Origin of the sequence: Nonomuraea turkmeniaca, assembly GCF_005889735.1 — a bacterium.
GTDB lineage: Bacteria > Actinomycetota > Actinomycetes > Streptosporangiales > Streptosporangiaceae > Nonomuraea > Nonomuraea turkmeniaca.
Genome location: NZ_VCKY01000080.1, coordinates 15,531 through 41,309 on the forward strand (window position 1 = coordinate 15,531; position 25,779 = coordinate 41,309).

The window sequence follows — 25,779 nt, forward strand, 5'->3', positions numbered from 1 at the left end:
CGGTTCTAGCGGCGGGAGGCGGTGGCCAGGTCCGCGTGCAGCAGCGACCTGGTGATCTCTCCCGCCCTGATGGCGGTGTTGGACAGCAGGGTGGAGCTCAGGCCATGCGTGGGTTCCGTGGCTCCCTGAACGTAGATGCCGCAGCGCACGTTGGGTGCGGTGACGATCCGGTAGTCGCGGTCCACGGCGGGCGAGCCGCCGGGGAGGCGGGTGCAGTGCTCTGCCAGCTCGCCGAGGAGGGTCAGGGGGTCGCGGCTGCGGTAACCGGTGGCACAGACCAGTACGTCCGCCTCCAGGGTGGTGCGGTCGCCGGTCGGGAGGTCCTCGATCTCCACGCGGACGCCTCCACGGCGGGCGGCGAGGTCGCGCAGGCGGGAGAGGTTGAAGATCTTCAGGCGTTCGACCCCCCTGACCTTCTCCTGGTAGGCCCGGCGGTAGAGCTCCTCGATCAGTTCGAGGTCCACCACCGAGTAGTTGGTGGAGGCGTGGTAGCCGAGCAGCATGCGCTTGACGTCGTCCGGGGCGGTGTAGAAGCGGTTCACGGCGTCCGGGTCGAAGACCCGGTTGGCGAAGGGGCTGTCGTCGGCGGGCGTGTAGCCGTACTTCGCGAAGACGGCGCAGACCTCGGCCCCTGGGAAGGTCTGGTGCAGGTGGTCGGCGACCTCTGCGGCACTCTGCCCGGCGCCGAGGACGATCAGCCGCTTGGGATCGTCCAGCTCCGGCAGGCGGTGCAGCAGCTCGCCGCTGTGCCAGACACGGCCGCCCGGCGTGATCGAGGCCGGGAGGACGGGCTCGAGCCCGGTGGCGATCACGAGGTGCCGGCATCTGCGGGTGATGAGATCTCCGGCGGCGTTCCTGGCCACGACCTCGCACAGCTCGACCCGCTCCCCGTCGAAGACCGGCCGCACCGCGACGACCTCGGCGCCGTACTCGACCTGGTCGGAGAAAGCGGCCGCCGCCCATTCGAGGTAGTCGTGGAACTCGACCCGCGAGGGGAACATCGTCTTGTGGTTGATGAAGTCGGCCAGGCGCCCCCGATCCTGCAGGTAGCTGAGGAAGCTGAAGCGACTGGCCGGATTCCGCATGGTGGCCAGGTCCTTGAGGAACGACACCTGCATGGTGGTGCCCTCGATGAGCATGCCGCGATGCCAGCCGAACCGCGGTTGTTTCTCGAGGAACACCGCGTCGAGCGCGTCTCCCTGCTCCTTCAGCGCGATGGCCAGAGCGAGGTTGGACGGGCCGAACCCGATCCCGACCAGATCATGGACATGCTCGGTACTACTGGTCATCTGAACCCTTCCGCGCGTCGGAGCCGAGAGGTAAGTTAGGTGAGCCTTATGAAGGTAAGCCTTACCTACATCCGACGTCCAGAGGAGGACGCCATGAGGGTCGTCATGTTCGGATACCAGACCTGGGGGCATCGCACCCTTCAGGCCCTGCTTGAGTCCGAGCACGAGGTCGTCCTCGTCGTCACGCACCCGAAGAGCGACCACGCTTACGAGCGCATCTGGAGCGACTCGGTGGCCGACCTCGCTGCGGAGCACGGCGTCCCGGTCCTGATCAGGGAGCGCCCCGACGACGAGGAGCTGCTGACCGAACTCAAGAACGCCGATCCGGACGTGATCGTGGCGACCAACTGGCGCACGTGGATCCCGCCGCAGATCTTCCAGCTGCCCCGGCACGGCACGCTCAACGTGCACGACTCGCTGCTCCCCAAGTACGCCGGCTTCTCGCCACTGATCTGGGCACTGCTCAACGGCGAGAAAGAGGTGGGCGTGACCGCGCACATGATGGACGAGACGCTCGACGCGGGCGACATCGTGCTCCAGCGAGCGGTGCCCGTCGGCGACCGCGACACCACGACCGACCTGTTCCACAAGACGCTCGAGCTGTTCGGGCCGATCACCGTGGACGGTCTCGCCCTCATCGCGTCCGGCAGGACCGACTGGCAGAAGCAGGACCGTTCGCAGGCCAGCTTCTTCCACAAGCGCGCCGAGCGGGACTGCCAGATCGACTGGACCTGGTCGGCAGAGGACCTCGACCGGCTCGTGCGGGCGCAGTCCGACCCGTACCCGAACGCGTACACGCACTACAAGGGCGAGCGGGTGCGCGTCATCAAGGCCTCGGTGTCCGACGGCATCTACGGCGGCACTCCGGGCCGCGTGTTCATCCGCGAGGGCGACGGCGTGGTGATCGTCGCAGGGGCCGAGGCACGGCGCGGACGCAGCCACGGGCTGCGGATCGAGCGGGTCAGGACCGAGGACGGCACCGAACTTCCCGCCGCCGAGTACTTCCGCACCATGGGCGGCTACCTCACGTGAACGATCCCACCGCCCTGCTCGCAGAGCTGGTGAGGATCCCGAGCGTGGGCGGCTCTCAGGGCGAGCTGCTGATCCAGACGCGCCTCGCCGCGCTGATGCGCTCCGCCGGGCTCGAGGTCGACCAGTGGCCCCTCGATCTGGACGCGCTCACCGCCCGGCCCGACTTCCCCGGCATGGAGGCTCCGCGTTCCCAGGCGTGGGGCCTCGTCGGCCGGCTGCCGGGGAGCGGCGGCGGTCGGTCGCTCATGTTCAACTGCCATGTCGACGTCGTCCCGCCCGGGGAGCTGTCGGCGTGGACCGACGATCCCTTCAGCGGGAAGGTCGACGGTGGCCGGCTCTTCGGGCGCGGTTCCTGCGACATGAAGGGCGGTCTCGCGGCCGCCGTGACCGCTGTGCTGTCGCTTCAGGACGTCCGGCCGCGCGGTGACGTCCTGATCGCTTGTGTGGTCGGCGAAGAAGACGGCGGCCTCGGCACGTACGCGCTCCTCGAGCGGGGCTGGCGGGCCGACGCCTGTGTCATCCCCGAGCCGACCGGGCTCGCCGTCGTGCCCGCCGCGGCCGGAGCGCTCACCTTCCGGCTGCGCGTGCCGGGACGTGCCGCCCACGCCGCCCGGCGCGGGACGGGGGTGAGCGCGGTCGAGAAGTTCCTGCCGGTCTTCGCCGCGCTCCGCTCCCTCGAGGCCCGGCGCAACGCCGCGGCGGATCCGATCTTCGACCGGTGGGATCTGGCGTATCCGATCGAGGTCGGGACGGTCGCGGCGGGGGACTGGGCTTCGTCCGTCCCGGGTGAGCTCATCGCCGAGGGACGGATCGGCGTCGCCCTCGACGAGCAGCCCGGCCAGGCCCGCCGCGCGCTCGAGGAGGCCGTCGCGGCCGCCTGCGCCGCTGATCCGTGGCTGGCGGCGCATCCGGTCGCGGTCGAATGGTGGGGTGGGCAGTTCCTGCCGGCCAGAACCGGCGACGAGGCCTTCGTCAAGGCGGTGATCGCCGCCACCGGGGGCGACGCCGCGCAGTGGGCCGCGCCCTACGGCAGCGATCTGCGGTTGCTCACGGCCGCGGGGATCCCCACGGTTCAGTACGGCCCGGGCGACGTCGACCTCGCACACGGGCCCGACGAACACGTCCGCTTGTCCGAGATCCACGAGGCCGCCCGCACGCTGGTCCGCCTGGCCGCCGACATCTGCGGCTGATCCTGGAGGGTTCATTCAGTGTCGCTCACGGGACGTGATGTCCTCCTCCGGAGCATCGGCAGGCAGCGCAGGCACGTCGTCCTCAGCTCCTTCATGATCGCCGGTCACCAGGCAGGCGAGGCGCTCGTCCCCTTCGTGATCGGTGTGGTCATCGACCAGGCCGTCTCCGGCGGGACGGGCAGGCTCGCCTTCTGGCTGGGCGTGCTCGGCGCGGTCTACGCCGGACTCAGCTTCAACTACCGGTTCGGCGACCGCGCCGCCGAACGCGCGTCGGAGCAGGCGGCGCACGAGCTCCGCCTCGATGTCACGCGGCGTGTCCTCGACCACAGGGGCGGTGCCGAGACCGGGCGGCTGCCCGGCGCGCTGGTCAGCATCGCCACGTCGGACGCCGCCCGGGTGGGCGTGGTCAACCTGTGCGTGCCCGCCGCGCTCGCGGCGTGCGCCGGACTGCTGGTCACCGCCGCGCTGCTGCTGTCCATCTCGCTGCCGCTCGGCCTGCTGGTGCTGCTGGGCACACCTCCCCTGCTCTGGCTGTCGCATCGGCTCGGCAAACCCCTTGAAGACCGCAGCGAGACCGAGCAGGAGCACGCCGCCGCCGCATCCGGGGTCGCCGCCGACCTTGTGGCCGGACTGCGGGTCCTCAAGGGGCTCGGCGCCGAGGATGCGGCGATCGCCAAGTACGGGGCCACCAGCCGCACCTCCCTGCACGCCACGATCAAGGCGGTACGCGCCGAAGCCGCCTACAACGGGATGATGCTCGCGCTGAACGGCGCGTTCCTCGCCCTCATCGCCCTCGTGGGCGGGCGTCTGGCCGCGGGGGGCGACATCACGGTGGGCCAGCTGATCTCCACGGCCGGCCTCGCCCAGTACCTCCTCACCCCCCTGACCACCTTCTCCTGGGTGAACGGCGAGTTCGCCCAGGGACGCGCCTCGGCCGGGCGGATCGCCTCGGTCCTGTCCAGCCCTCCGGCGGTCACGCCCGGCCCGATGGCGGTGCCCGAGCAGGTGACCGGCAAGATCACGCTGCGCGGCGTCGGCGGCGGGCCGCTGCGCGAGGTCGACCTGGACGTGGCGCCCGGCGAGTGCCTCGGCGTCGTGGCCACCGACCCCGCCGCGGCGACCGCGCTGCTGGCCTGCCTCGGGCGGGCCGCCGACCCCGAGCGGGGCACGGTCGAGCTCGACGGGGTGCCGCTGACCGATCTCGCCCTTGAGGGGCTGCGCGGCGCCGTCCTGGTCTCCGCGCACGACGCGCGCCTTTTCGACGGTACGGTCCGGGAGAACCTCGGGCCGGTCACCGAAACGGTGCTGGCCGCGGCGGGCGCGGACGAGGTGGCCTCGGCCCTGCCTGACGGCCTCGACAGCGTGCTCGACGAGCGCGGCCGATCGCTGTCCGGCGGGCAGCGGCAGCGGGTGGCGCTGGCCCGCGCCCTGGCCGCCGACCCGCCGGTGCTGGTGGCGCACGATCCGACGACGGCCGTGGACACGGTCACCGAGGCGCGGATCGCCGAGGGAGTGCGGCGCCTGCGCCGCGACCGCACCACGATCCTGGTGACCACCAGCCCCGCCCTGCTCGCCGCCACCGACCGGGTGGTGCTGCTGCACGAGGGCTCGATCACCGCGCAGGGCGCGCACGCCGCGCTCCTGTCCGACAACCCCATCTACCGGACGGCGGTCCTGTCATGAGCTCCGAACGCGAACTGCTCCCGGTCGCGAGCGGCCGCCGGACCGCGAGCGCCGTCGGCGCGCTGCTCAAGCCGCGGGCCGCGACCATGGCCACGGCGATGGCCGCGCTGGTCGCCGGAACCGCGATCGGGCTGACCGTCCCGCCGCTCATCGGGCGCATCGTCGACCTGGTCACCGAGGGACGGGATCCGGGCGCGATCACCTGGATCGTGCTGCTGCTGGCCGGAGCGGCGCTCGCCGAGGGCGTGCTGTCGGCCGTCGGCATCGCGCAGCTGGCCAAGGCCGGTGAGAGCGCGCTCGCCGGGCTCCGCGAACGGTTCATGGCACGGGCGCTGCGGCTTCCGCTCGACCAGGTGGAGAGGGCCGGGTCCGGCGACCTCACCTCGCGGGTCACCAACGACGTGACGGTCATCGCCGAGGCCGTCCGGCAGGCTCTGCCCGCGATGGTGCGCTCGCTGCTCATCATCGGGCTGACCTTGGGCGGGCTGGCCGTCCTCGACTGGCGATTCCTCCTGGCCGCCCTGATCGCGGTGCCCGTCCAGCTGCACACCGTCCGCTGGTACGCGCGCCGGGCGACCCCCCTGTACGCGACGCAGCGGATGGCGGTCGGAGCCCAGCAGCACGACCTGCTCGGGACGATCGACGGCGCGCAGACCGTCCGGTCGTTCCGCCTCACCGCGGATCACGTCGCGCGGGTGGACACGCGGTCCCGGGCGGCGGTCGAGCTGCTGCTGCGCGGCATCGCCCTGCAGACGCGGTTCTACAGCCGGCTGCACATCAGCGAGTATCTGGGGCTCTGCGCAGTGCTCATCGTGGGCTACGCGCTGGTCCGGGACGGCTCGGCGACGATCGGCGCCGCCACCGCCGCCGCCCTCTACTTCCACGGCCTCTTCGGCCCGATCAACATCGCGCTCTCCCTGGTGGACGACGCCCAGGCCGCGGCATCGGGCCTGACCCGCCTGGTCGGCGTCGCCGACCTGCCGGACACCGGCACCTCGGCCCCGCTCGTGGACGAGACCCCGCTCCCGGACGAGACCCCGCTCCCGGACGAGACCCCGCTCCCGGACGAGACCCCGCTCCTGGACGAGGCCTCGGTCGAGGTGACCGGAGTGAGCCACGGCTACACCCCCGGCCACCCGGTGCTGCACGAGGTCAGCCTGAGCCTGGCCCCCGGCGAGCGCGTCGCTCTCGTCGGGGCCAGCGGAGCGGGCAAGACCACGCTGGGCAAGCTGATCGCCGGAGTGCACCGTCCCGTCGAGGGCTCCGTCCGGGTCGGCGGGGTGGAACCGGAACCCGGCAAGGCGGTCGCCCTGGTCACCCAGGAGGTGCATGTGTTCGCGGGCACGCTGGCCGAGGATCTGCGTCTGGCCGCGCCCGAAGCGACCGATGACGACCTGCGTTCCGCCCTGGAGCGCGTCGGCGCGCTCGCCTGGGCGGAGGAGCTCCCGGACGGCCTCGGCACCGAGGTCGGCGATGGCGGCCACAGCCTCACCGTCGCGCAGGCCCAGCAGCTCGCCTTCGCGCGCCTGATCCTGGCGGACCCGTCCATCGTCATCCTCGACGAGGCGACCGCCGAGGCGGGCAGCGCGGGCGCCCGCGCGCTGGAGAGGGCGGCCGAGGCCGCCCTCGAAGGCAGGACCGCGCTGGTCGTCGCGCATCGCCTGAGCCAGGCCGCGGCCGCCGACCGGATCGTCGTCCTGTCCGGCGGCCGGGTCGCGGAGGCGGGCCGCCACGAGGACCTGATCGCGGCAGAGGGCGGCTACGCCGCTCTCTGGTCCGCCTGGTCGGCCCAGCGTCAGTAAGAGCCCATCGCGTCGATGAGGCTCTTGGGGCGCAGGTCGGTCCATTGGGCGTTGACGAAGTCGAGGCACTCCGCACGGCCGGACGGACCGAACACGCTCGTCCATCCGGCCGGGATCTCGGCGAAGTCCGGCCAGAGGCTGTGCTGGTTCTCGGCGTTGACCAGGACGCGGTAGACGCCGTCGGGGTTCTCGAACGGGTTGGTCATCGGGGGTTCTCCTCGGTTGTGGCGGTGGTGTGATCGACCAGGGCGCGCAGGGCGCGGAACCAGGTCTCGGCCAGGTCGCGGACGGATGGTTCGGCGAGGACCGCGCCGGGCCAGGCCCAGCTGGCGCTGAGCTCGGGCCCGGTGGGCCGGTCCTCGGTCTGGCAGTTGACGATCAGGGCGAAGGTCTCCGGCATGGTGTCGTCGGCGCCGCAGTCCGCGGCCTCCGCCTCCGGGGCGAACTCCCAGTCGGTGGCCTTGGGAAAGCCGAACCGTCCCATGTAGTTGAACTCGATCTCCGGCTGCGGCAGGCCCTCAAGCCGGCGGCCGGGATCGAGGTAGCGGAGCAGGCCGTAGCCCATGCCGTTGTCGGGCAGCGACGCCAGGTGCTCGCGGACCCGCCGGACGGCCGCACCCGCCGCGGGGCCACCGTCGAAGGCCTCGTCGAGGTCGAGCCCGGCGGCGTCGAGGCGGATCGGGAACACGTTGGTGAACCAGCCGACCGTCGACGACAGGTCCACGTCCCCCACGACCTGTTCTTCACGGCCGTGACCTTCCAGGGCGATGAGCGTCGCGTCGGCGGCGTCGCCTCCGCAGCGGCGGCGCCAGTCGGCGAGCGCAAGACCGAGCCCGGCGAGCAGCACGTCGTTGACGGATGCGCCGAGCGCGGCCGGTACCCGGCCGACCAGCGGTTCTGTGACGTCCGGCGGCAGGGTGAGCGTGAGCTCCTCGATGGTGCCGGCGCTGTCGCGGACGGGGTCGAGGGGCCGGTCCAGCGGAAGCGGGGCGCCCGCGGCCAAGACCTCCCGCCACAGCGGGAGCTCCGCGTCGCGCGTGGCGGCCAGGGAGGCCAGCGAGGTGGCCCAGCGGCGGAACGAGGTGCCGGTCCGGGGGAGCGGCCCGCCGCCGGACCAGGCGGCGGCGAGGTCGGGCAGCAGGATCCGCCACGACACACCGTCGACGACCAGGTGGTGGATCATCACGAGAAGCCGGCCAGGGGTGTCCGCGCCGGCGTCGAACCAGACCGCGCGGATCATCGACCCGGCGTCCGGGTCGAGCATGCTCTGAGCGATCCTGGCGTGCTCGGACACCGCCGCCCAGAGCCCGTCGGCGTCGAGCCCGGCCACGTCGACCCGGGTGGTCCAGCCCGCCGGGTCGGTCGCCTCGCCGACCTCGAGGGACCAGTCCCCGGTCCTGACCAGGCGGGCGCGCAGCATGTCGTGCCGGCCGGCCAGCGTGCGGAGCGCGCCGAGGAGGCGTTCCCAGCCGAGGTCGGCAGGCACCTGGACGACCGCCGACTGGTTGAACCCGGCGATCGGATCGCCGACCTCGCGCAGCCAGTGCATGACCGGCGTGAGCGGAAGCGTGCCCAGCGCGTCGCCGGGGGACTCGGCGGCGTCGGCCACCCGGGTCGCGACGGGTGCCAGCGCCTCGACGGTCCGGTGCTGGAAGACCTGGCGCGGAGTGATCCGCAGGCCCGCGGCCCGGGCCATGCCGACGAGCCGCATCGCGACGATGCTGTCGCCGCCGAGCATGAAGAAGTCGTCGTCCACGCCCACCTCGGGAACACCGAGGACATCGGAGACCAGCGCGCACAGGGCGCGTTCACGCTCGGTGCGCGGTCGCCGCCCCGACGACACAGCGGACGGATCGGGAGCGGGCAGCGCCGCCCGGTCCAGTTTCCCGTTGGCCAGGAGCGGCAGCCGCTCCAGCGGGACGAAGATCCCCGGAACCTGGTGGGCGGGCAGTTCCCGCGCCGCGTGAGCCTTCACATCGGCGAGGTCCGCGCCGCCGACGATGTAGGCGACGAGGGTCCGGATGCCGGGCCGGTCTTCACGGACCAGCACGGCCTGCTGCGTGACCTGCGGGTGCCGTTCCAGGACGGCTTCGATCTCGCCGGGCTCCACGCGGAATCCGCGGATCTTCACCTGCTCGTCGGCTCGTCCCAGGAATTCGAGCCTGCCGTCGGACGTCCACCGGGCCAGGTCGCCCGTCCGGTACATCCGGGCGCCGGGAGGGCCGTACGGGTCGGCGACGAAGCGTCCTGAGGTGTCCCCGGGACGTCCGAGGTAGCCGCGGGCCAGACCCGCGCCGGCGATGTACAGCTCGCCTTGCACGCCTGGCTGGACATGCCGGAGCGCGCCGTCGAGCACGTACGCGCGGCCGCCGTGGACCGGCCTTCCGACCTGCGGCCGGGCGCTGTCGCGGACCCGCGCGACCAAGGCGTCGACGGTGCATTCGGTGGGCCCGTACAGGTTGTACGCCTCCGTCGACGGGAGCGCGGCCAGCCTCTCCCAGAACGTCTGCTGGACGGCTTCGCCGCCGACCCCGATGACGGCCAGCGGGCAGCCGCCGTCCATGAGGCCGGCCGCGGCGAGCTGGGCGAAGTGCGACGGCGTCAGCTCCAGGAAGTCCAGCCGCTCCCGCCGGATCAGCGCGGTCAATTGCTCGGCGTCCCGCTGGACCTCCTCGGTGACGATGTGCACGGCATGGCCGTCGAGCAGCCACAGCTGCGGCTGCCACGACGCGTCGAACGAGAACGACCAGGCGTGGCCGGCGCGCAGGTGGCGGCGGCCGGTGGCGGCGCGGGCCGGCTCGTAGAGATCCGTCCTGTGGCTGTGGAACAGGTGGACGAGGTTGCGCTGGCTGATCACGACGCCCTTGGGCGTGCCCGTCGACCCCGACGTGTAGATGACGTACGCGGGATGCTCGGGCGAGGCGGGCACGCGGCGGTCGGCGTCGGTCAGGTCGCTCGCGTCGTCGTGGGTGAGGGCGGCGAGGTCGTCCGGGCCGAGCACGAGCACCGGAGCCGCATCGGCGATCATGGCGTCGAGCCTGGCCCGCGGATAGACCGGGTCGAGCGGGAGGTAGGCGGCACCCGCCTTCATCACCGCGAGAATCGCCATGATCATGTCGGCGCTCCTGGGCAGGGCGAGGCCGACGAACTGCTCGGCGCCGATGCCGCGAGCGGCCAGCGCACGGGCCATCCGGTTGGCCCGTGCGCCGAGCTCGGCGAAGGTCCACCGGACGTCCTCGCAGACCACCGCGACGGCGTCGGGGGTCAGGGCCGCCTGCGCCTCGAAGGTCGCGGGCACGGTCAGCGCGGGCAGGTCGGGCGCGGGCGCGTTCCAGTCGTGCACGACGCGCCGCCGCTCGTCCGGGCCGGCGAGATCGATGCGGCCGACCGGGGCATCGGGCCGTTCGGCGAAGGCCCGCAGGACGCGCGCCATCGCGTCGCAGATGCGACCGGCCTCGGCGGTGTCGAACAGGTCAGTGCGGTGCTCGAGCACCAGGCTCAGCCGCTCGCCGGGATCGATGGCCCAGGTGAGCGGGTAGTGGGTCGCGTCGCGGCCGCCCACCTCGACCGGCCGCAGCAGGCCTTCCGACGGCTCCGCCAGGTCGAGGGGGTAGTTCTCGAAGATGAGGAGCGTGTCGAAGAGTTCGCCGATCCCTCCCGCGCGCTGGATGTCGGCCAGGCCGAGGTGTTGGTGATCGAGCATGCCCGCTTGCTCGGTGTGGATCCGTCGCAGAAGCCCGGCCGCAGGCTCCCTCGGGTCGATGCGGACGCGTACCGGGACCGTGTTGATGAACAGGCCGATCATTTTCTCGACGCCTTGCAGGTCGGCGGGGCGGCCGCTCACGGTCGCGCCGAAGACCACGTCGTCGCGGCCGGTCAGGCGGCCGAGCACCAGGGCCCAGGCCGCCTGCACGACCGAGTTCATCGTCACGCCCTGGGCGCGGGCCAGCGTGGCCAGGCTCGCGGTGACATCGGCGGGAAGCTCCCGCCCGACGACTTGCGGGACGGCCGGAGCCCGCTCGGTGTCGACGGGAGCCAGGCGGGTCGCCTCGTCCAGGCCGTCGAGCGCCTCCGCCCAGGCCCGCTTCGACGCCTGCCCGTCGCGGGCCGCGAGCCAGCCGAGGAAGTCGCGGTAGGAGGGTGCGGGCGGCAGCGCGTCCGGTCCGCCGTCGTAGAGGGCGGCGAGCTCGGCGATCAGCGGGCCGCGTGACCAGCCGTCCAGCAGGAGGTGCTGGTGGGTGAGCACGAGTCGGTGCTCGCCGGGGCCCGTCGTGACCAGCATCAGGCGCAGCAGGGGCGCGGCGGACGGGTCGAAGCGGCGTCCTTCCTCGGCCAGGCAGCGTTCCCAGGCGTCGTCGAAGTCGTCCAGGCCCGTGAGGTCCGCCTCGGCCCAGGGCAGGACGACGCCGCGCCTGACCACGGCCACCGGGCGTCCCGAGGACAGGTGGAGGAAGGAGGCGCGCAGGTTGGCGTGCCGGTTCAGCAGCGCCTGGCCCGCGGCCCGCAGGCGCGCCGCGTCCACCCGGCCGGTCAGCTCGAACACCATCTGGACCGTGTAGACGTCGGGCCCGTCGGTGTCGAAGGTCGCGTGGAACAGAAGGCCGGTCTGCAGCGGCGAGAGGGGCAGCACCTCCTCGGCGTCCAGGCCCGCGATCTCCTGGCGTTCGGCGTCAGTGAGATCAGCGAGCGCGGCCGACAGCGGTGCGGAATCCGCGGCCGTCCGGGCGACCTGGGCCAGCGCCGCGGGCGTGCGTTCGAGGAAGATCTGGCGCGGTGAGATCGTCAGCCCGGCGGCACGTGCGCGGCCGACGAGGCGGATCGAGGAGATGCTGTCGCCGCCCAGCGCGAAGAAGTCGTCGTCGGCTCCGGCCGACGGCAGGGCGAGGACTTCGGCGAACAGCGCGCACAGGATGCTCTCCCGCTCGGTGCGCGGCGGCCGTCCGGTCACGGCCGCCGCGAAGTCGGGCGCGGGCAGCGCCCTGCGGTCGAGCTTGCCGTTCACCGACAGCGGGAGCTCGGGCAGGCGCACGAACGCGGCGGGCACCATGCCCGCGGGCAACGAAGCCTCCGCCACCGTCCTCAGCTCCGCCACATCACGGTCAGTGACGACGTAGGCGACCAGATGCGCGGTCCCCGGCTGATCCTTACGGAGCACCACGGCGACGCGCTCGACGTGGGATGCCAGCACCGCCTCGATCTCGCCGAGCTCGACCCGGATCCCGCGGACCTTCACCTGGTCGTCGGTGCGCCCGAGATACTCGAGCACACCGTCGGCCGTCCAGCGCGCGAGGTCGCCGGTCCGGTACATGCGTGAACCAGGAGGCCCGAACGGGTCGGCGACGAAGCGCTCGGCCGTCAGGTCGGGCCGGTCGAGATAGCCGCGCGCGAGCTGGATCCCCGACAGGTAGAGCTCGCCCGCGAACTCCGGCGGCACCGGCCGCAGCGCGGCATCGAGCACGTAGGCGCGCGTGTTCCACACCGGGACGCCGATCGGGACACCCGAACCCTCGGCCGAGCCGACCTCCCAGGAGGTGACGTCCACCGACGCCTCGGTAGGCCCGTACAGGTTGTGCAGTTCGGCCCCCAGCCTCTCCCGGAACCTGCGTGCCACATGCGCGGGCAGCGCCTCGCCACTGCACAGGACCCGCCGGAGGCTCCGGCACCCGGTGGCCGCCGGCTCGGCGAGGAAGGCCTCGAGCATCGACGGGACGAAATGCGCCGTCGTGACCCCGTGTTCGGTGATGGCACGGGCCAGGTAGGCGGGGTCCTTGTGCCCGTCCGGCCGGGCCACGACGAGCGCCGCTCCGGTGATCAGCGGCCAGAAGAACTCCCACACCGACACGTCGAATCCCGCCGGGGTCTTCTGCAGCACCCGGTCGTCTCCCGAGAGCCGGTACCGGTCCTGCATCCACAGCAGCCGGTTCACGATCCCCTCGTGCGGCACCACGACGCCCTTCGGCCTGCCCGTCGAGCCCGACGTGTAGATCACGTAAGCCGCGTTCCCCTGCCCGGGTGGGACGGGGTCGGCACCCGGGCCTTGGGGAAGGCCGTCGGCGCCGAGAACGAGCAGCGGCCGGGCGGCGGCGAGCATCGCCTCGCGGCGGGCGGCCGGGAGGTCGGGGTCGAGCGGGAGGTAGGCGGCACCCGACCGGTGGACGGCCAGGAGGGCGACGATCAGGTCGATGGAACGCGGGAGGTCGACGGCGACGATGCGGTCGGGACCGGCGCCCGCGCCCGCCAGCCTGCGGGCCAAGGCTTCGACGCGGGTGTCGAGCTCCCGGTAGGTGAGGCGGCTGTCGTCGAGGATGAGCGCGGGCGCGTCGGGGGTGCGTGCCGCCTGGGCGGAGAACAGCGCGGGAAGGGTCGTCGCGGGGACGGGCCGGGCCGTCGCGTTCCAGCCGGTGTCGAGCCGCTCTCGCTCCTGCTCGGTGAGCAGGTCGAGGCCGGGTCGTTCGCCGGTGAGCGCGTCCAGGATCAGGGCGAGGCGCTCGAGGAGGTTCCGCGCCGTGGCTCCGCTGAACAGATCGGCGCGGTAGGAGAGCGCGAGATGCAGGCGTTCGCCGGGCTCGGCCACGAGGGTCAGCGGGTAGTGGGTGGCGTCGCGGCCCTCCAGATCGGTGATCGGGAGGCCGTCGTCTCCGGTCGGCTCGTCGGGGTGGTTCTCGAAGACCAGCAGCGTGTCGAACAGCTCACCGAGTCCGGCCGTGCGCTGGATGTCGGCGAGGCTCGCGTGCTGGTGCTCCATCAGAGCGGCCTGCTCGGCCTGGACCCGGGCGAGCAAGCGTGGCAGCGGCTCGGCGGGATCGAGCCTGACCCGGACGGGCACCGTGTTGATGAACAGGCCGATCATCGACTCGACGCCCTGCAGGGCGGCGGGACGGCCGCTCACGGTCGCGCCGAAGACCACGTCATCGCGGCCCGTGAGGCGGCTGAGCAGGAGGGCCCAGGCGGTCTGCAGGAAGGTGTTGACCGTGATCCCCCGGGCCCGGGCGAGCGCCGTGAGCCGGGCGGTGCGCCCGGAATCGAGCAGGAGCTCCTCGGCTTCGGGGCGGAGTGGCTCGCGCGCGGCGTCCGCGGGGGCGACCAAGGTCGGCTCCGCGAGGTCGGCCAGAGCACCGCGCCAGACCTCCTCGGTGGCCTGCGCGTCCTGTCCGGCCAGCCACGCCAGGTGATCGCGGTACGGGCGCGCAGGCTCCGGGGTGACGCCTTCGTACAGCGCCGAGAGCTCGGCCAGCAGCGGTCCGCGCGACCAGCCGTCGAGCAGCAGGTGCTGGTGGATGATCACGAGCCGCGAAGTATCGCCGCCGGTGCGGACGAGTGCGAAACGCAGCAGCGGGGCCTGGGCCGGATCGAAGGGGCGCCGTTCCCGCTCCAGGACCTTTTCGAGGTGGTCGTCGTACTCGCGCCAGGGCAGCACGACGCCCTTGGCGATGACGGAGACGGCGTGGCCGCCGGAGAGCTGATGGAACGATGCCCGCAGGCCGGCGTTGCGGTCGAGGAGCCGCTGTCCGGCCGTGCGCAGCCGGACGGCGTCCACCTCGCCCGTCAACTCCAGCACCATCTGGACGGTGTAGACGTCCTGGCTGGTGCCGTCCATGAGGGCGTGGAAGAACAGGCCGGTCTGCAGGGGCGAGAGCGGCAGCACCTCTTCGATCTCGACGCCGAGCCCGGCGAGTTCGCGTTCGTCGTCGGGCGTGAGGCTGACGAGCGACAGCTCGCGCGGGACGGCGGCTGCGCTCGCCACTCCGGCGACGGTCACGAGCCCGGCCGGGGTGCGGTGCTCGAACACCTGCCGGGGCGTGATCTCCAGCCCGGCGGCCCGGGCTCTGCCGACCAGGCGGATCGAGACGATGCTGTCCCCGCCCAGCGCGAAGAAGTCGTCGTCGATGCCTACCTCGGGCACGCCGAGCACGTCGGCGAAGACCGCACAGAGCGTCTTCTCGCGCGGCGTGCGCGGGGCGCGTCCCGCGGCGGCGGCGCTGAAGTCGGGCTCGGGCAGCGCCGCGCGGTCCAGCTTGCCGTTCACCGAGACGGGCAGCGCGCCCATCGGGACGATCGCGGCAGGCAGCATGTGGTCGGGCAGCCGCCGGGCCAGCCACGAGCGCAGCCCGCCGGTCTCTCCCACCACGTAGGCGACGATCCGCCGGACCCCCGGAGCGTCCTCCCGGACGATCACCGCGGCCTGGCGGACCAGCGGGTGCCGGGTGAGGACGTCCTCGATCTCGCCGAGCTCGATCCGGAAGCCGCGCACCTTCACCTGGTGGTCGGCGCGCCCCGCGAACACCAGCGCGCCCCGCTCGGTCCAGCGCACCAGGTCGCCGGTCCGGTACATCCGCGAGCCGGGTACGCCGAACGGATCGGCGATGAACCGTTCGGCCGTCAGTCCTGGCCGGCCGAGGTAGCCGCGGGCCAGCCCCTCCCCGCCGAGATACAGCTCGCCGACGACGCCGGCGGGCACGGGCCGCAGGCTCCCGTCCAGGACGTAGGCCAGCACGCCGGGGTCGGGCCGCCCGATCGGCACCGGCCCGCCGGACGGGTCGCACTCCCACAATGTCGCGTTGACGCTCGCCTCGGTCGGGCCGTAGGCGTTGAACATGCGGCGGCCCGCGGCGAAGCGTTCGGCGAGCCGTCCCGGCACTTCCTCGGTGCCGACGAGCATGCTGACGTTCTCGGGCAGCGGGCAGTCGTCCGGCAGGGCGGACAGCAGCGACGGTGGCAGCGCCAGCTGGGAGATGCCGTGCTCATGGATGTAGTCGGTGAGCGCCCGGCCGGGGACGCGCCGCTCGGCCGGGACGACGACCAGCGCGCCGCCCGACATGAACGCCTGGCACATCTCCCAGAACGCCAGGTCGAAGCTCGGCGAGGCGAACTGGAGCACCCTGCTGCCCGCATGGACGCCGAGCCGCTCGACCTGCGTCGCGATCAGCTTGCCGATGCCCTCGTGGGTGACGACGACGCCCTTGGGCCGCCCGGTGGAGCCCGAGGTGTAGATGACATAGGCCGCGTCGTGGACGCCCGGCGCCACCGGCTCGGCCTCCGGGCCGTCCAGCTCCGCCGAGGAGAGCACACACACAGGCGAGGCGTCCTCGACCATGTAGGCGAGGCGTTCCTCGGGGTAGCCGAGGTCGAGTGCCAGATAGGCCGCGCCGGACCGCATGACCCCCACCAGCGCGACGATCAGCTCGGCGGAGCGTTCGATGCCGACCGCGACGACCTGTCCGGGACGCGCGCCGCGCGCGGCGAGTTTCCGGGCCAGGAGCCCCGACCTGGCCTCCAGCTCGGCGTAGGTGAGCACAGTGTCCTCGCAGACCAGCGCGGTGGCCTCGGGATACCTGGCCGCGATCCGCGCGAACCGCTCGGGGAACGTGACGCGTTCGATGCCGTCGGTGGAGCCTCGCCACGCGGTGAGGATACGGTGGCGCTCGTCCGGTTCGAGCAGGTCGATCCGGCCGGCTGGCGTGTCCGGGGCGGCTGCCAGCCCGGTCAGCGCCCGGACGACCCGGCCGAGGATCGCGCGGGTCTCGGCCTCGCCGAACACGTCCGTCCGGTGCCTGAGCTCCAGGGACAGCCGCTCGCCCGGCTCGGCGACGAGGACGAGGGGGTAGTGGGTGGCGTCCTCGTCCGCGCTCTCGGTCACGGTGAGGCCGGGGACGGGATCGGCGTCGCCCGAGTCCGGGTAGCTCTCGAAGACGCACAGGGTGTCGAAGAGCTCGCCGCGGCCCGCGGCCCGCTGGATGTCGGCCAGGCCCAGGTGCTGGTGTTCGATCAATGCGGCCTGCTCGTCCTGGATCCGGGCGAGCAGCGCCGCCGCGCTCTCGCTCGGATCGACGCGTACGCGGACCGGGACGGTGTTCACGAAGAGCCCGATCATCGACTCCACGCCCGGCAGGCCGGCGGGACGGCCGCTCACGGTCGCGCCGAACACCACGTCGTCGCGGCCGGTCAGGCGGCTGAGCACCAGGGCCCAGGCGGTCTGGACGAGCGTGTTGACCGTGACGCCGTGCGCCCGTGCGAAGGCGACGATCTCGCGGGTCGTTCCCTCGGGCAGCTCGGTCGCGGCCGAGGCCGGGATCGCGGGCGCGGAGGACGCGCCCGCGGGAGCGATCCGGGTGGGCTCGTCCAGGCCGGACAGGGCTTTGGCCCAGGCGTCGAGGGCGGCGTCGCGGTCGCGGGTGGCCAGCCACTCCAGGTAGGCGCGGTAGGGCGGGGCGGGCGGCAGCGCGCCCGGATCGGCGCCGTGCCGGTAGAGGCGGAACAGCTCGTCCACCATGAGAGGGGTCGACCAGCCGTCCATGAGGATGTGATGACGGGTGATCACAAGGCGGTGGTGGCGGTCGCCCCTGCGGTACAGGTCCATGCGCAGCAGGGGCGGGTCGGCCATCGTGAACCGCCGGTCCGGCTCGGTGTCCCCGTCGTGCCCTGAGCCGTCGTGCTTTGAGCCGTCGTGCTTTGAGCCGTCGTGCTTTGAGCCGTCGTGCTCGGTCCACGGCAGCGGCACCCGGCGCGGGATCGCCGCGACGGTCGTGCCCTGGCGGGTGCGGCGGAAGCAGGCGCGCAGGTTCGGGTGGCGGTCGAGCAGGGCCTGGGCGGAGCGCCGCAGGAGCGCGACGTCGAGCGGGCCCTCCAGGTCGAGCGTGGTGGAGACGGTGTAGACGTCGGCGGTCTCGTCGTGCAGGGCGTGGAAGAGCAGGCCCTCTTGGAGGGGCGTGAGCGGGTGGACGTCCTCGAGGTTCGAGCTCATCACGTCTCCTCGGTGAAAGCGAAGTCGAAGCCGGACTCGAGGTCGTCGATATCGGCTTGGGTGAGCCGGACCAGTCCGAGGTCGGATGGGGTGTGGCCGGCGCCGTCCGCGGCGGTGAGCTCGGCGAGCGCCTGGAACCAGGCCTCCGCGAGGGCGCGGACCTCGGGTTCGGCGACGAGGTGCGTGGCGTAGGTCCAGGTGGCGGTCAGGCGGGGGCCTTCGGGGTGGTCCTCGGTGACGGCGTTCAGCTCCACGGCGTAGGTGAGCGGCATGTCCGGGTCGGCGCCGCCGCTCCAGGTCTCCGGCTCCCAGGGCCCGGGAGTCGTTCCGGCGCTGAAGCGGCCGAAGTAGTTGAAGCCGAGGGACGGCGAGGGCAGACCGGCGAGCCGGTCGCGGAGCGGACCGTAGCCGGTCCCGCCGTCCGGGACGGAACGCAGCCGCTCCTTGACGTCCTTGAGCACCTCGGCCGGGTCCGGGTCTCCGGACAGGCCGAGCCTGACCGGGTACTCGCACGTGAACCAGCCGACCGTGCGGGACAGGTCGAGTTTCTCGTCGCGTCCGTGGGCTTCCAGCATGACCGTCCACGGTTCGGGGCGGAACCGGTGCAGCGCGAGCGCGAGAGCGGCGAGCAGCACGTCCTCGACGCCCGCGTGGAAGGCGGCCGGGACGGTCGTGAGCAGCGGTCCGGTCGTCTCGGGCGGCAGGGTGAAGGTCAGGTCGCGGCCGGTGGACTCCACGTCGCGGCCGGGATCCGGCGTCCCGAAGCCCGGCCCGCCTCCGGTGAGGGTGGCCGTCCAGTGGGGGAGTTGCTCCGGCCTTGGCGCCAGGCCGCGAGCCCACTGCCGGAAGGACGTGCCCACCGGCGGGAGCTCGACCGGCCTGCCCTGCTCCACGCAGAGCCAGGCGGCGGCCAGGTCGCCGAGGACGATCCGCCAGGAGACGCCGTCCACGACCAGGTGGTGCAGGACGATCAGCACGCGGTCGCCGAGCCAGACGATCCGGTGCATCTCGCCGCGTCCGGGATCGAGCGCGCGCCAGGGGTCGGTGGCGTCCCGGGTGATCCGGGTCCGGACGGTGCCGGGCGGGGCGATGTCGAGACCGTCCGGGGTCAGCCGCGAGCGCAGCACGTCGTGCCGGTCGAGCAGGGCCCGGACGACCGACTCGAGCCGGGGCAGGTCGAGCCCCTCCGGGGCGTGCACCAGCATCGACTGGTGGAAGCCGCCGAACGGCTCGCGCTGCCTGCGCATGATCGGGGTGAGCGGGGCCAGGCCCCAGCCGTCGCCCGGCCGTTCGGCGGCGCCGGTCTCGGCCGTGCGCGCCACGGCGGCCAGCGCGGCCGGGGTGCGGTGCCGGAAGACCTCGCGCGGGGTCAGTTCGAGCCCTGCCGCGCGGACGCGGCCGACCAGCTGGATCGACCCGATGCTGTCCCCGCCGAGCATGAAGAAGTCATCGCCGATCCCCGCGCCCGGCACCCCGAGCAGCTCGGCGAACAGCGCGCACAACAGCCGTTCCCGGTCATCGCGGGGCGCGCCGCCCGAGACCTGGACGGGCCCGGGCGCGGGCAGCGCCTTGCGGTCCAGCTTGCCGTTGACCGACAGCGGCAGCGCTTCGAGAGGCACGAACGCGGCCGGGATCATCGCGGGCGGCAGCAGCCGGGCGGCGAACTCGCGCAGCGCGGCCGGTTCCGCGTCGCCGACGACATAGGCGACGAGCTCCGGCCGGGCGACCACGGCGATCTGCCGGACCGACGGGTGCCGCGCGAGCACGGCCTCGATCTCCCCGGTCTCGACCCGGACACCGCTGACCTTGACCTGGCCGTCGGCCCGCCCGGTGAACTCCAGGACGCCGTCGCGGCTCCATCGCGCGAGGTCCCCGGTGCGGTACATCCGCGAGCCGGGCGGCCCGTACGGGTCGGCGACGAACCGGTCCGCGCTCAGGTCGGGCCGGCCGAGATAGCCGCGAGCCAGCTGGACACCGGCGAGGTAGAGCTCGCCGACGACCCCGGCGGGCGGCACCTTCAACCGGTCGTCGAGCACGTAGAGCCGCGTGTTCCACACCGGCCGCCCGATAGGCACCGAACCGGTGCCCGCCCCGTCGGCCGCGGCCCAGAAGGACACGTCCACGGACGCCTCGGTCGGCCCGTACAGGTTGTGCAGGCGGGCCGTGCCCAGCACCTCGGCGAACTTCCCGGCGAGGCGCGTCGGCAGGGCCTCGCCGCTGCAGACGACGTCGCGCAGGCTGCCGCAGCCGGACGCCTCGGGCAGGAACACCTCGAGCATGGACGGCACGAAATGGGCCACGGTCACCCCGGTACGCCGGATCAGGTCCGCGAGGTAGGCCGGGTCCTTGTGACCGTCCGGCCGGGCCACGACGAGCGTCGCCCCGGTGATCAGCGGCCAGAAGAACTCCCACACCGACACGTCGAACCCGGCGGGGGTCTTCTGCAGCACCCGGTCTCCGGGCTCCAGCCGGTACTGGTCCTGCATCCACAGCAGGCGGTTCACGATCCCCTCGTGCGGCACCACGACGCCCTTCGGCCTGCCCGTCGAACCCGACGTGTAGATCACGTAGGCGGGGTTGCCGGGCGCGGGCCGGATCGGCGTGGCCTCGCCTTCCAGGGGCTGGCCTTCCAGGACCAGCACCGGACGCGCGTCCTCGATCATCGTGGTGCGGCGGGCCGGGGGATGGTCGAGATCCAGCGGCAGGTAGGCGGCTCCGGCGCGCTGGACCGCGAGCACGGCGACCACCAGGTCGAGCGAGCGCGGCAGGGCCAGCGCGACGACCTTCTCCGGGCCCGCGCCGTGGGACGCGAGGGCGCGGGCGAGTCGTTCGACACGGGCGTCCAGCTCCGCGTAGGTCAGCTCGACGTCTTCGGCGATCACGGCGACGGCCCCGGGCGTCCTGGCCGCCTGGGCGGAGAAGAGCTCGGGAAGCGTCGTCGCCGGGACCCGATGGCCGGTGGTGTTCCACGCCTCGACGATCTCGGACCTGCCCTCGGCGCAGACGAGCTCGATGGTCCCGATGGGAGCGGCGGGGTCCGCCGTCGCCGCCTCCAGGACCCGGATGAAGCCGTCGACCAGCGTCCCCGCGGTGTCCGGGTCGAACAGGTCGGTGCTGTATTCCAGGGAGCCGCGCAGGTCCCGGCCGGTGTCCACGACCTCGAAGGCCAGGTCGAACTGGGCGACCCGGTGGCCGACCGGTTCCGGGACGGAAGGCTCGCCGGTGAGGGCCGGCCCCGTCTGGTCGCCGGTCAGGTACGACACGAGCACCTGGAACAGCGGATGCCGGGCCAGGGAGCGGGCCGGGGCGAGCGCGTCGACGAGCTGCTCGAAGGGAAGGTCCTGGTGCTCGAACGCCGCCAGGTCCGTTTCCCGGACACGGGCGAGCAGGTCGTCGAAGGCAGGGTCGCCCGAGGTGTCGGTACGCAGGACCAGGGTGTTGACGAAGCAGCCGATGAGGTCATCGAGGGCCGCGTCGCGGCGGCCCGCGGTCGGGACGCCGAGCGGGATGTCCGTCCCCGCGCCGAGCCGGGTCAGCAGCACCGCGACGGCGGCTTGGACGACCATGAACATGCTGGTCCCGGTCCGGCGGGCCAGCGCGCGCAGGTCGTCGCAGAGCCGTCCGGGGAGCTCGAATCCGATCAGCCCGCCCCTGTACGCCGACTCGGCGGGCCGCGGCCGGTCCGTGGGGAGCTGGAGCTCCTCAGGCGACCCGGCGAGGGCTTCGCGCCAGTAGGCGAGCTGGTCGGCGAGCACGTCGCCGAGGTGGTCGTTCTGCCACAGCGCGAAATCGGCGTACTGGACGGGGAGCGGCGGCCAGGACGGGGCGCGGCCTTCGCGCCGTGCGGCGTAGGCCGTCTCGAGATCGCGGACCAGCGGGATGTCGGACCACTCGTCGCCCGCGATGTGGTGCAGCAGGAGCAGCAGCATGTGCTCGTCCGGCGCGACCGTGAACACGTGGACGCGCAGCGGTGGCTCGCGGTCGAGGGCGAACCCGTACGCCGCGGCCTCGGCCAGGCGTTCGCCGAGCCCGGCCGCGGTCACCTCTTCGGCCTGGACGTCGAACGGGGGCGCGTCGAGCACGCGCTGGTAGGGCACGCCGTGCTCCTCAGGGAAGATCGTGCGCAGCGCCTCGTGCCGCTCGGCGACGTCGGCCACGGCGGCCGCGAGCGCGGCCCGGTCCAGGTGCCCGCGCAGCCGCCACGCCAGCGGGATGTTGTAGGTGGGGCTCGGGCCCTCGAGCCGGTGGAGGAACCAGAGCCGCTGCTGTGCCGACGACAGCGGCACGAGCGGCGGGCGCGCGCGCCGGGTCAGGGCGGGCACGCCCGGTCGCCCGCCGCCGAGATTCCGCGCGATCGCCGCGACGGTCGGGCCTTCGAAGATCGTCCGGAGGGCGAGGTCCGTGCCGAGGGCCGCGCGGACGCGGCCGGCCAGGCGCATCGCGAGCAGCGAATGCCCGCCGAGGGCGAAGAAGTCGTCACCGGCTTCGACCCGCGGAAGACCGAGCAGGTCCTCGACCAGGCCGCACAGCACCTCTTCGAGCGGGGTGCGCGCGGCCTGCGCCCCGGACGTCCGGGTGAGGTCGGGCATCGGCAGCGCCGCATGGTCGAGCTTGCCGTTGACCGTTCTCGGCAGGGCGTCGACCTGGACGAACGCCGAGGGCACCAGGTGTGAGGGCAGCCGGGCGGCGGCCATCTCGCGCAGGCCATCGGTGGCGCCGACGACATAGGCGACCAGGCGCCCGTCGCGAAGCACGACGGCCGCCTGGCCCGCCTGCTCGGCGAGCACGGCCTCGATCTCGCCGAGTTCCACCCGGAAGCCGCGGATCTTCACCTGCCCGTCCGCGCGGCCGGCGAACTCCAGAACGCCCTCGCGCGACCAGCGGGCCAGGTCACCGGTCCGGTACATCCTGCCGCCGGAGAACGGATCGGCGACGAACCGCTCCGCCGTGAGATCCGGGCGGTTCAGGTATCCGCGAGCAAGCCCGGGGCCCGCCACATAGAGCTCTCCCAGAACGCCCGGCGGCACCGGCTGCAGCGAGGCGTCGAGCACATACGTCCGGGTGTTGTCGAGCTCGTAGGCCGTCCGCTCGGCACCGTGCCAGCCGTAGGCGTCCACGGACGCCTCGGTCGGACCGTACAGGTCATGGCAGGTGAGGCCGGGCGCCGAGCAGACCTGTTGCCACAGGCCGGGATCGACCGCTTCGCCACCGACGAGCAGCACCTTCAGCCCGGATTCGAGCAGGCCGGCCGCCACGAGTTCGCGCAGGTAGGTCGGCGTGACGTCGAGGACGTCGACTCCGGCGGAGACGACCGCGGTGTCGTCGCGGTAGTCGTCCAGGACGTGCAGGGTGTGGCCGTCGAACATCCAGATGAGCGGTTCCCAGGACCCGTCGAACACGAAGGACGCCGCGTGCGCCACGCGGAGGTTCTCTCCGGCGGGCTGCATCAGGCGCTTCCGGTGGGACGCGAACAGGTTCACCAGCCCCGCGTGCGGGACGACGACGCCCTTCGGCCGGCCGGTCGAACCCGACGTGTAGATCGTGTAGGCGGCGTCCTGGGGGTGGATCGGGCGGGTCCGCTCGCCGTCGGACAGGTCGAGATCGGACCGCAGATCGAGGTCGCGCTCCAGGTCTTCGATGAGCAGCGGTCGCGTGCGGCTGCTCGCGAGCCGCGGCTCCGGATGATCCCGCGTGGTCAGCAGCAGCGCCGGCGCCGCGTCGCCCATCACGAAGGACGTGCGCTCCGCGGGCTGGTCGGGGTCCAGGGGCAGGTAGGCGGCGCCGGTCTTGAGCACGGCGAGGATCGCGGGCACGGTCAGCGCGCGCGGGACGGCCAGGGCGACCAGGCGCTCCGGTCCCGCGCCGTGCTCGAGCAGCACCCGGGCCAGCCGGTTGGTCCAGGCGTTCAGTTCGCCGAAGCTCCAGGTGGCCGCGGAGGTGACCAACGCGGTCGCGGCGGGAGTCCGGGCGGCCTGGGCTTCGTACAGTCCCGGCACGGACGTCGGGGGAGCGGGCCGCGTGGCGCCGGCGCGGAGCAGCCGCTCCTGTTCGCCGTCGAGCAGGACACTGACGTGTTCCACGCGGTGGTCGGGGTCGGCGGCGACGGCGGCGAAGACGCGGAGCAGCCGTTGCGCGAGCCGTTCGGCCGTCTCCCGGTCGTAGAGGTCGGAACTGTACTCGATCTCGCCGCGGAGGCCGCCGGCGTGCTCGAAGAAGTCGAAGGACAGGTCGAACATGGCGACGTTCTGGCCGACCGGCTCGACCGGCGCACCTGTCTCGGCCAGGTGGGAGACCATCACCTGGAACAACGGATGCACGCCGGGCGTGCGGGGCGGGTTGACCGCCTCGACGACCTGGTCGAACGGGACGTCCTGGTGGTCGAACGCGGCGAGGTCGGTGTCGCGGACCCGGCCGAGCAGCTCGCGGAACGACGGGTTGCCCGAGGTGTCCGTGCGCAGCACGAGGGTGTTGACGAAGAAGCCGACGAGATCGTCCAGGCCGGGGTCGGTCCGTCCCGCGACGGGGCAGCCCAGCGGCAGGTCGGTACCCGCGCCGAGCCGGGTCAGCAGCACGGCGACGGCGGCGTGCACGACCATGAACATGCTCGTGCCGGTGGCGTGTGCCAGAGCCCGCAGCTCGCCGAGGATCGGCTCCGGGACCTCGAACCGGGAGACGCCGCCGCGGAAGGTCGGGCGGTCCGGGCGCGGCCGGTCGGCGGGCAGGTCGAGCGCGCCGGGGAGCGCTTCGAGGGTCCGCCGCCAATGCGCGAGCTGCCGGGCGGTGACGCTGCCGGGATCGTCCTGGGCGCCGAGCATGCGCCGTTGCCAGAGTGCGTAGTCGGCGTACTGGACCGCCGGCGGGCTCCATCGGGGAGTGTGCCCGGCCCGGCGGGCCGCGTAGGCGAGGTCGAAGTCGCGGCGCAGCGGGATGTCGGACCATTCGTCGCCCGCGATGTGGTGCAGCAGGAGGAGCAGCACGTGCTCGTCCGGGGCGAGCTGGAACAGTTCGGCGCGCAGCGGTGGTTCGGAGTGGAGGGCGAAACAGTGTTCCGCTGCCGCCGCCAACCGTCCAGGAAGGTCTTCACCGGTCACGTCGTGGACGGGGACGTCGATCAGGCTCGCGGGCAGGACGTCCTGGTAGGGGACGCCTTCGTGGTCCGGGAAGACGGTGCGCAGGACTTCGTGCCGTTCGACGACGTCGGACAGGGCCGCGCGCAGAGCGGCGACGTCGGTGCCGCGCAGCCGCCAGGCGATCGGGATGTTGTAGGTCGGGCTCGGGCCTTCGAGGCGGTGCAGGAACCACAGGCGCTGCTGGGCGTACGACAGCGGCAGGCGTTCCGGCCTCGTCGCCGCGGTGAGCGCGGGACGTGAGCCGTCGCCGGCGCCGACCGCGGGACCTGAGCCGTCGCCGCCGCCGAGCGCGCGGGCGATCCCCTCGGCGGTGGGGTGGGCGAAGACCGCGCGGAGCGGGAGGTCGGCTTTCAGCTCGGACCGGATGCGGCCCGCGAGGCGCATCGCGAGCAGCGAATGCCCGCCGAGGGCGAAGAAGTCGTCGTCGGCGCCGACCTCGGGGAGGCCGAGCAGGTCGGCGAACAGGCGGCAGATCGCCGCCTCGGTCCCCGTGGCCGGGGCTTTCAGCACCGCGTCGGCGGTCAGGTCCGGGGCGGGAAGCGCGGCCTGGTCGAGCTTGCCGTTGACCGTTCTCGGCAGGGCGTCGACCTGGACGAACGCCGAGGGCACCAGGTGTGAGGGCAGCCGGGCGGCGGCCATCTCGCGCAGGCCATCGGTGGCGCCGACGACATAGGCGACCAGGCGCCCGTCGCGAAGCACGACGGCCGCCTGGCCCGCCTGCTCGGCGAGCACGGCCTCGATCTCGCCGAGTTCCACCCGGAAGCCGCGGATCTTCACCTGCCCGTCCGCGCGGCCGGCGAACTCCAGAACGCCCTCGCGCGACCAGCGGGCCAGGTCACCGGTCCGGTACATCCTGCCGCCGGAGAACGGATCGGCGACGAACCGCTCCGCCGTGAGATCCGGGCGGTTCAG

General features: G+C 73.1%; 8 protein-coding genes. 4 read left to right on the forward strand and 4 right to left on the reverse strand.

Annotated elements, in window-relative coordinates:
• Nucleotides 1–5: 5 nt before the first annotated feature.
• Nucleotides 6–1,289, reverse strand: coding sequence for a lysine N(6)-hydroxylase/L-ornithine N(5)-oxygenase family protein (locus ETD86_RS23495; RefSeq protein WP_138668318.1), 1,284 nt, complete (start codon nt 1,287–1,289; stop codon nt 6–8).
• Between the two features lie 93 nt (nt 1,290–1,382).
• Between ETD86_RS23495 and ETD86_RS23500 the strand changes: the two genes are divergently transcribed.
• Genes ETD86_RS23500 through ETD86_RS23515 form a run of 4 tightly spaced genes read left to right on the forward strand, consistent with a single transcriptional unit; the run spans nt 1,383 to nt 6,996 of the window.
• Nucleotides 1,383–2,321 carry a methionyl-tRNA formyltransferase gene (locus ETD86_RS23500; protein ID WP_138668319.1) on the forward strand — a complete coding sequence of 313 codons (939 nt, stop codon included), beginning with the start codon at nt 1,383–1,385 and terminating at the stop codon, nt 2,319–2,321.
• Nucleotides 2,318–3,511, forward strand: a complete 1,194-nt coding sequence (locus ETD86_RS23505) for an ArgE/DapE family deacylase (protein WP_138668320.1) — start codon at nt 2,318–2,320, stop codon at nt 3,509–3,511. Before ETD86_RS23500 ends, ETD86_RS23505 begins: the two co-directional genes overlap by 4 nt.
• 18 nt (nt 3,512–3,529) lie before the next feature.
• Nucleotides 3,530–5,194: an ABC transporter ATP-binding protein gene (locus tag ETD86_RS23510; RefSeq protein WP_170223231.1), complete on the forward strand. Its 1,665-nt coding sequence runs from the start codon at nt 3,530–3,532 to the stop codon at nt 5,192–5,194.
• Nucleotides 5,191–6,996 carry an ABC transporter ATP-binding protein gene (locus ETD86_RS23515; RefSeq protein ID WP_138668321.1) on the forward strand — a complete coding sequence of 602 codons (1,806 nt, stop codon included), beginning with the start codon at nt 5,191–5,193 and terminating at the stop codon, nt 6,994–6,996. The genes ETD86_RS23510 and ETD86_RS23515 overlap by 4 nt, the downstream gene beginning before the upstream one ends.
• Here the strand turns inward: ETD86_RS23515 and ETD86_RS23520 are convergent.
• From ETD86_RS23520 to ETD86_RS23530, 3 genes are all read right to left on the reverse strand, one after another.
• The gene (locus ETD86_RS23520; protein WP_138668322.1) at nt 6,990–7,202 is read right to left on the reverse strand and encodes an MbtH family protein; all 213 of its coding nucleotides are present in this window, start codon (nt 7,200–7,202) and stop codon (nt 6,990–6,992) included. The genes ETD86_RS23515 and ETD86_RS23520 overlap by 7 nt on opposite strands.
• The gene (locus ETD86_RS23525; protein ID WP_138668323.1) at nt 7,199–17,737 is read right to left on the reverse strand and encodes a non-ribosomal peptide synthetase; all 10,539 of its coding nucleotides are present in this window, start codon (nt 17,735–17,737) and stop codon (nt 7,199–7,201) included. Before ETD86_RS23525 ends, ETD86_RS23520 begins: the two co-directional genes overlap by 4 nt.
• Nucleotides 17,737–25,779: non-ribosomal peptide synthetase (locus ETD86_RS23530; protein ID WP_138668324.1), on the reverse strand; the 8,043-nt coding region annotated here is incomplete at its 5' end. The genes ETD86_RS23530 and ETD86_RS23525, both read right to left, overlap by 1 nt.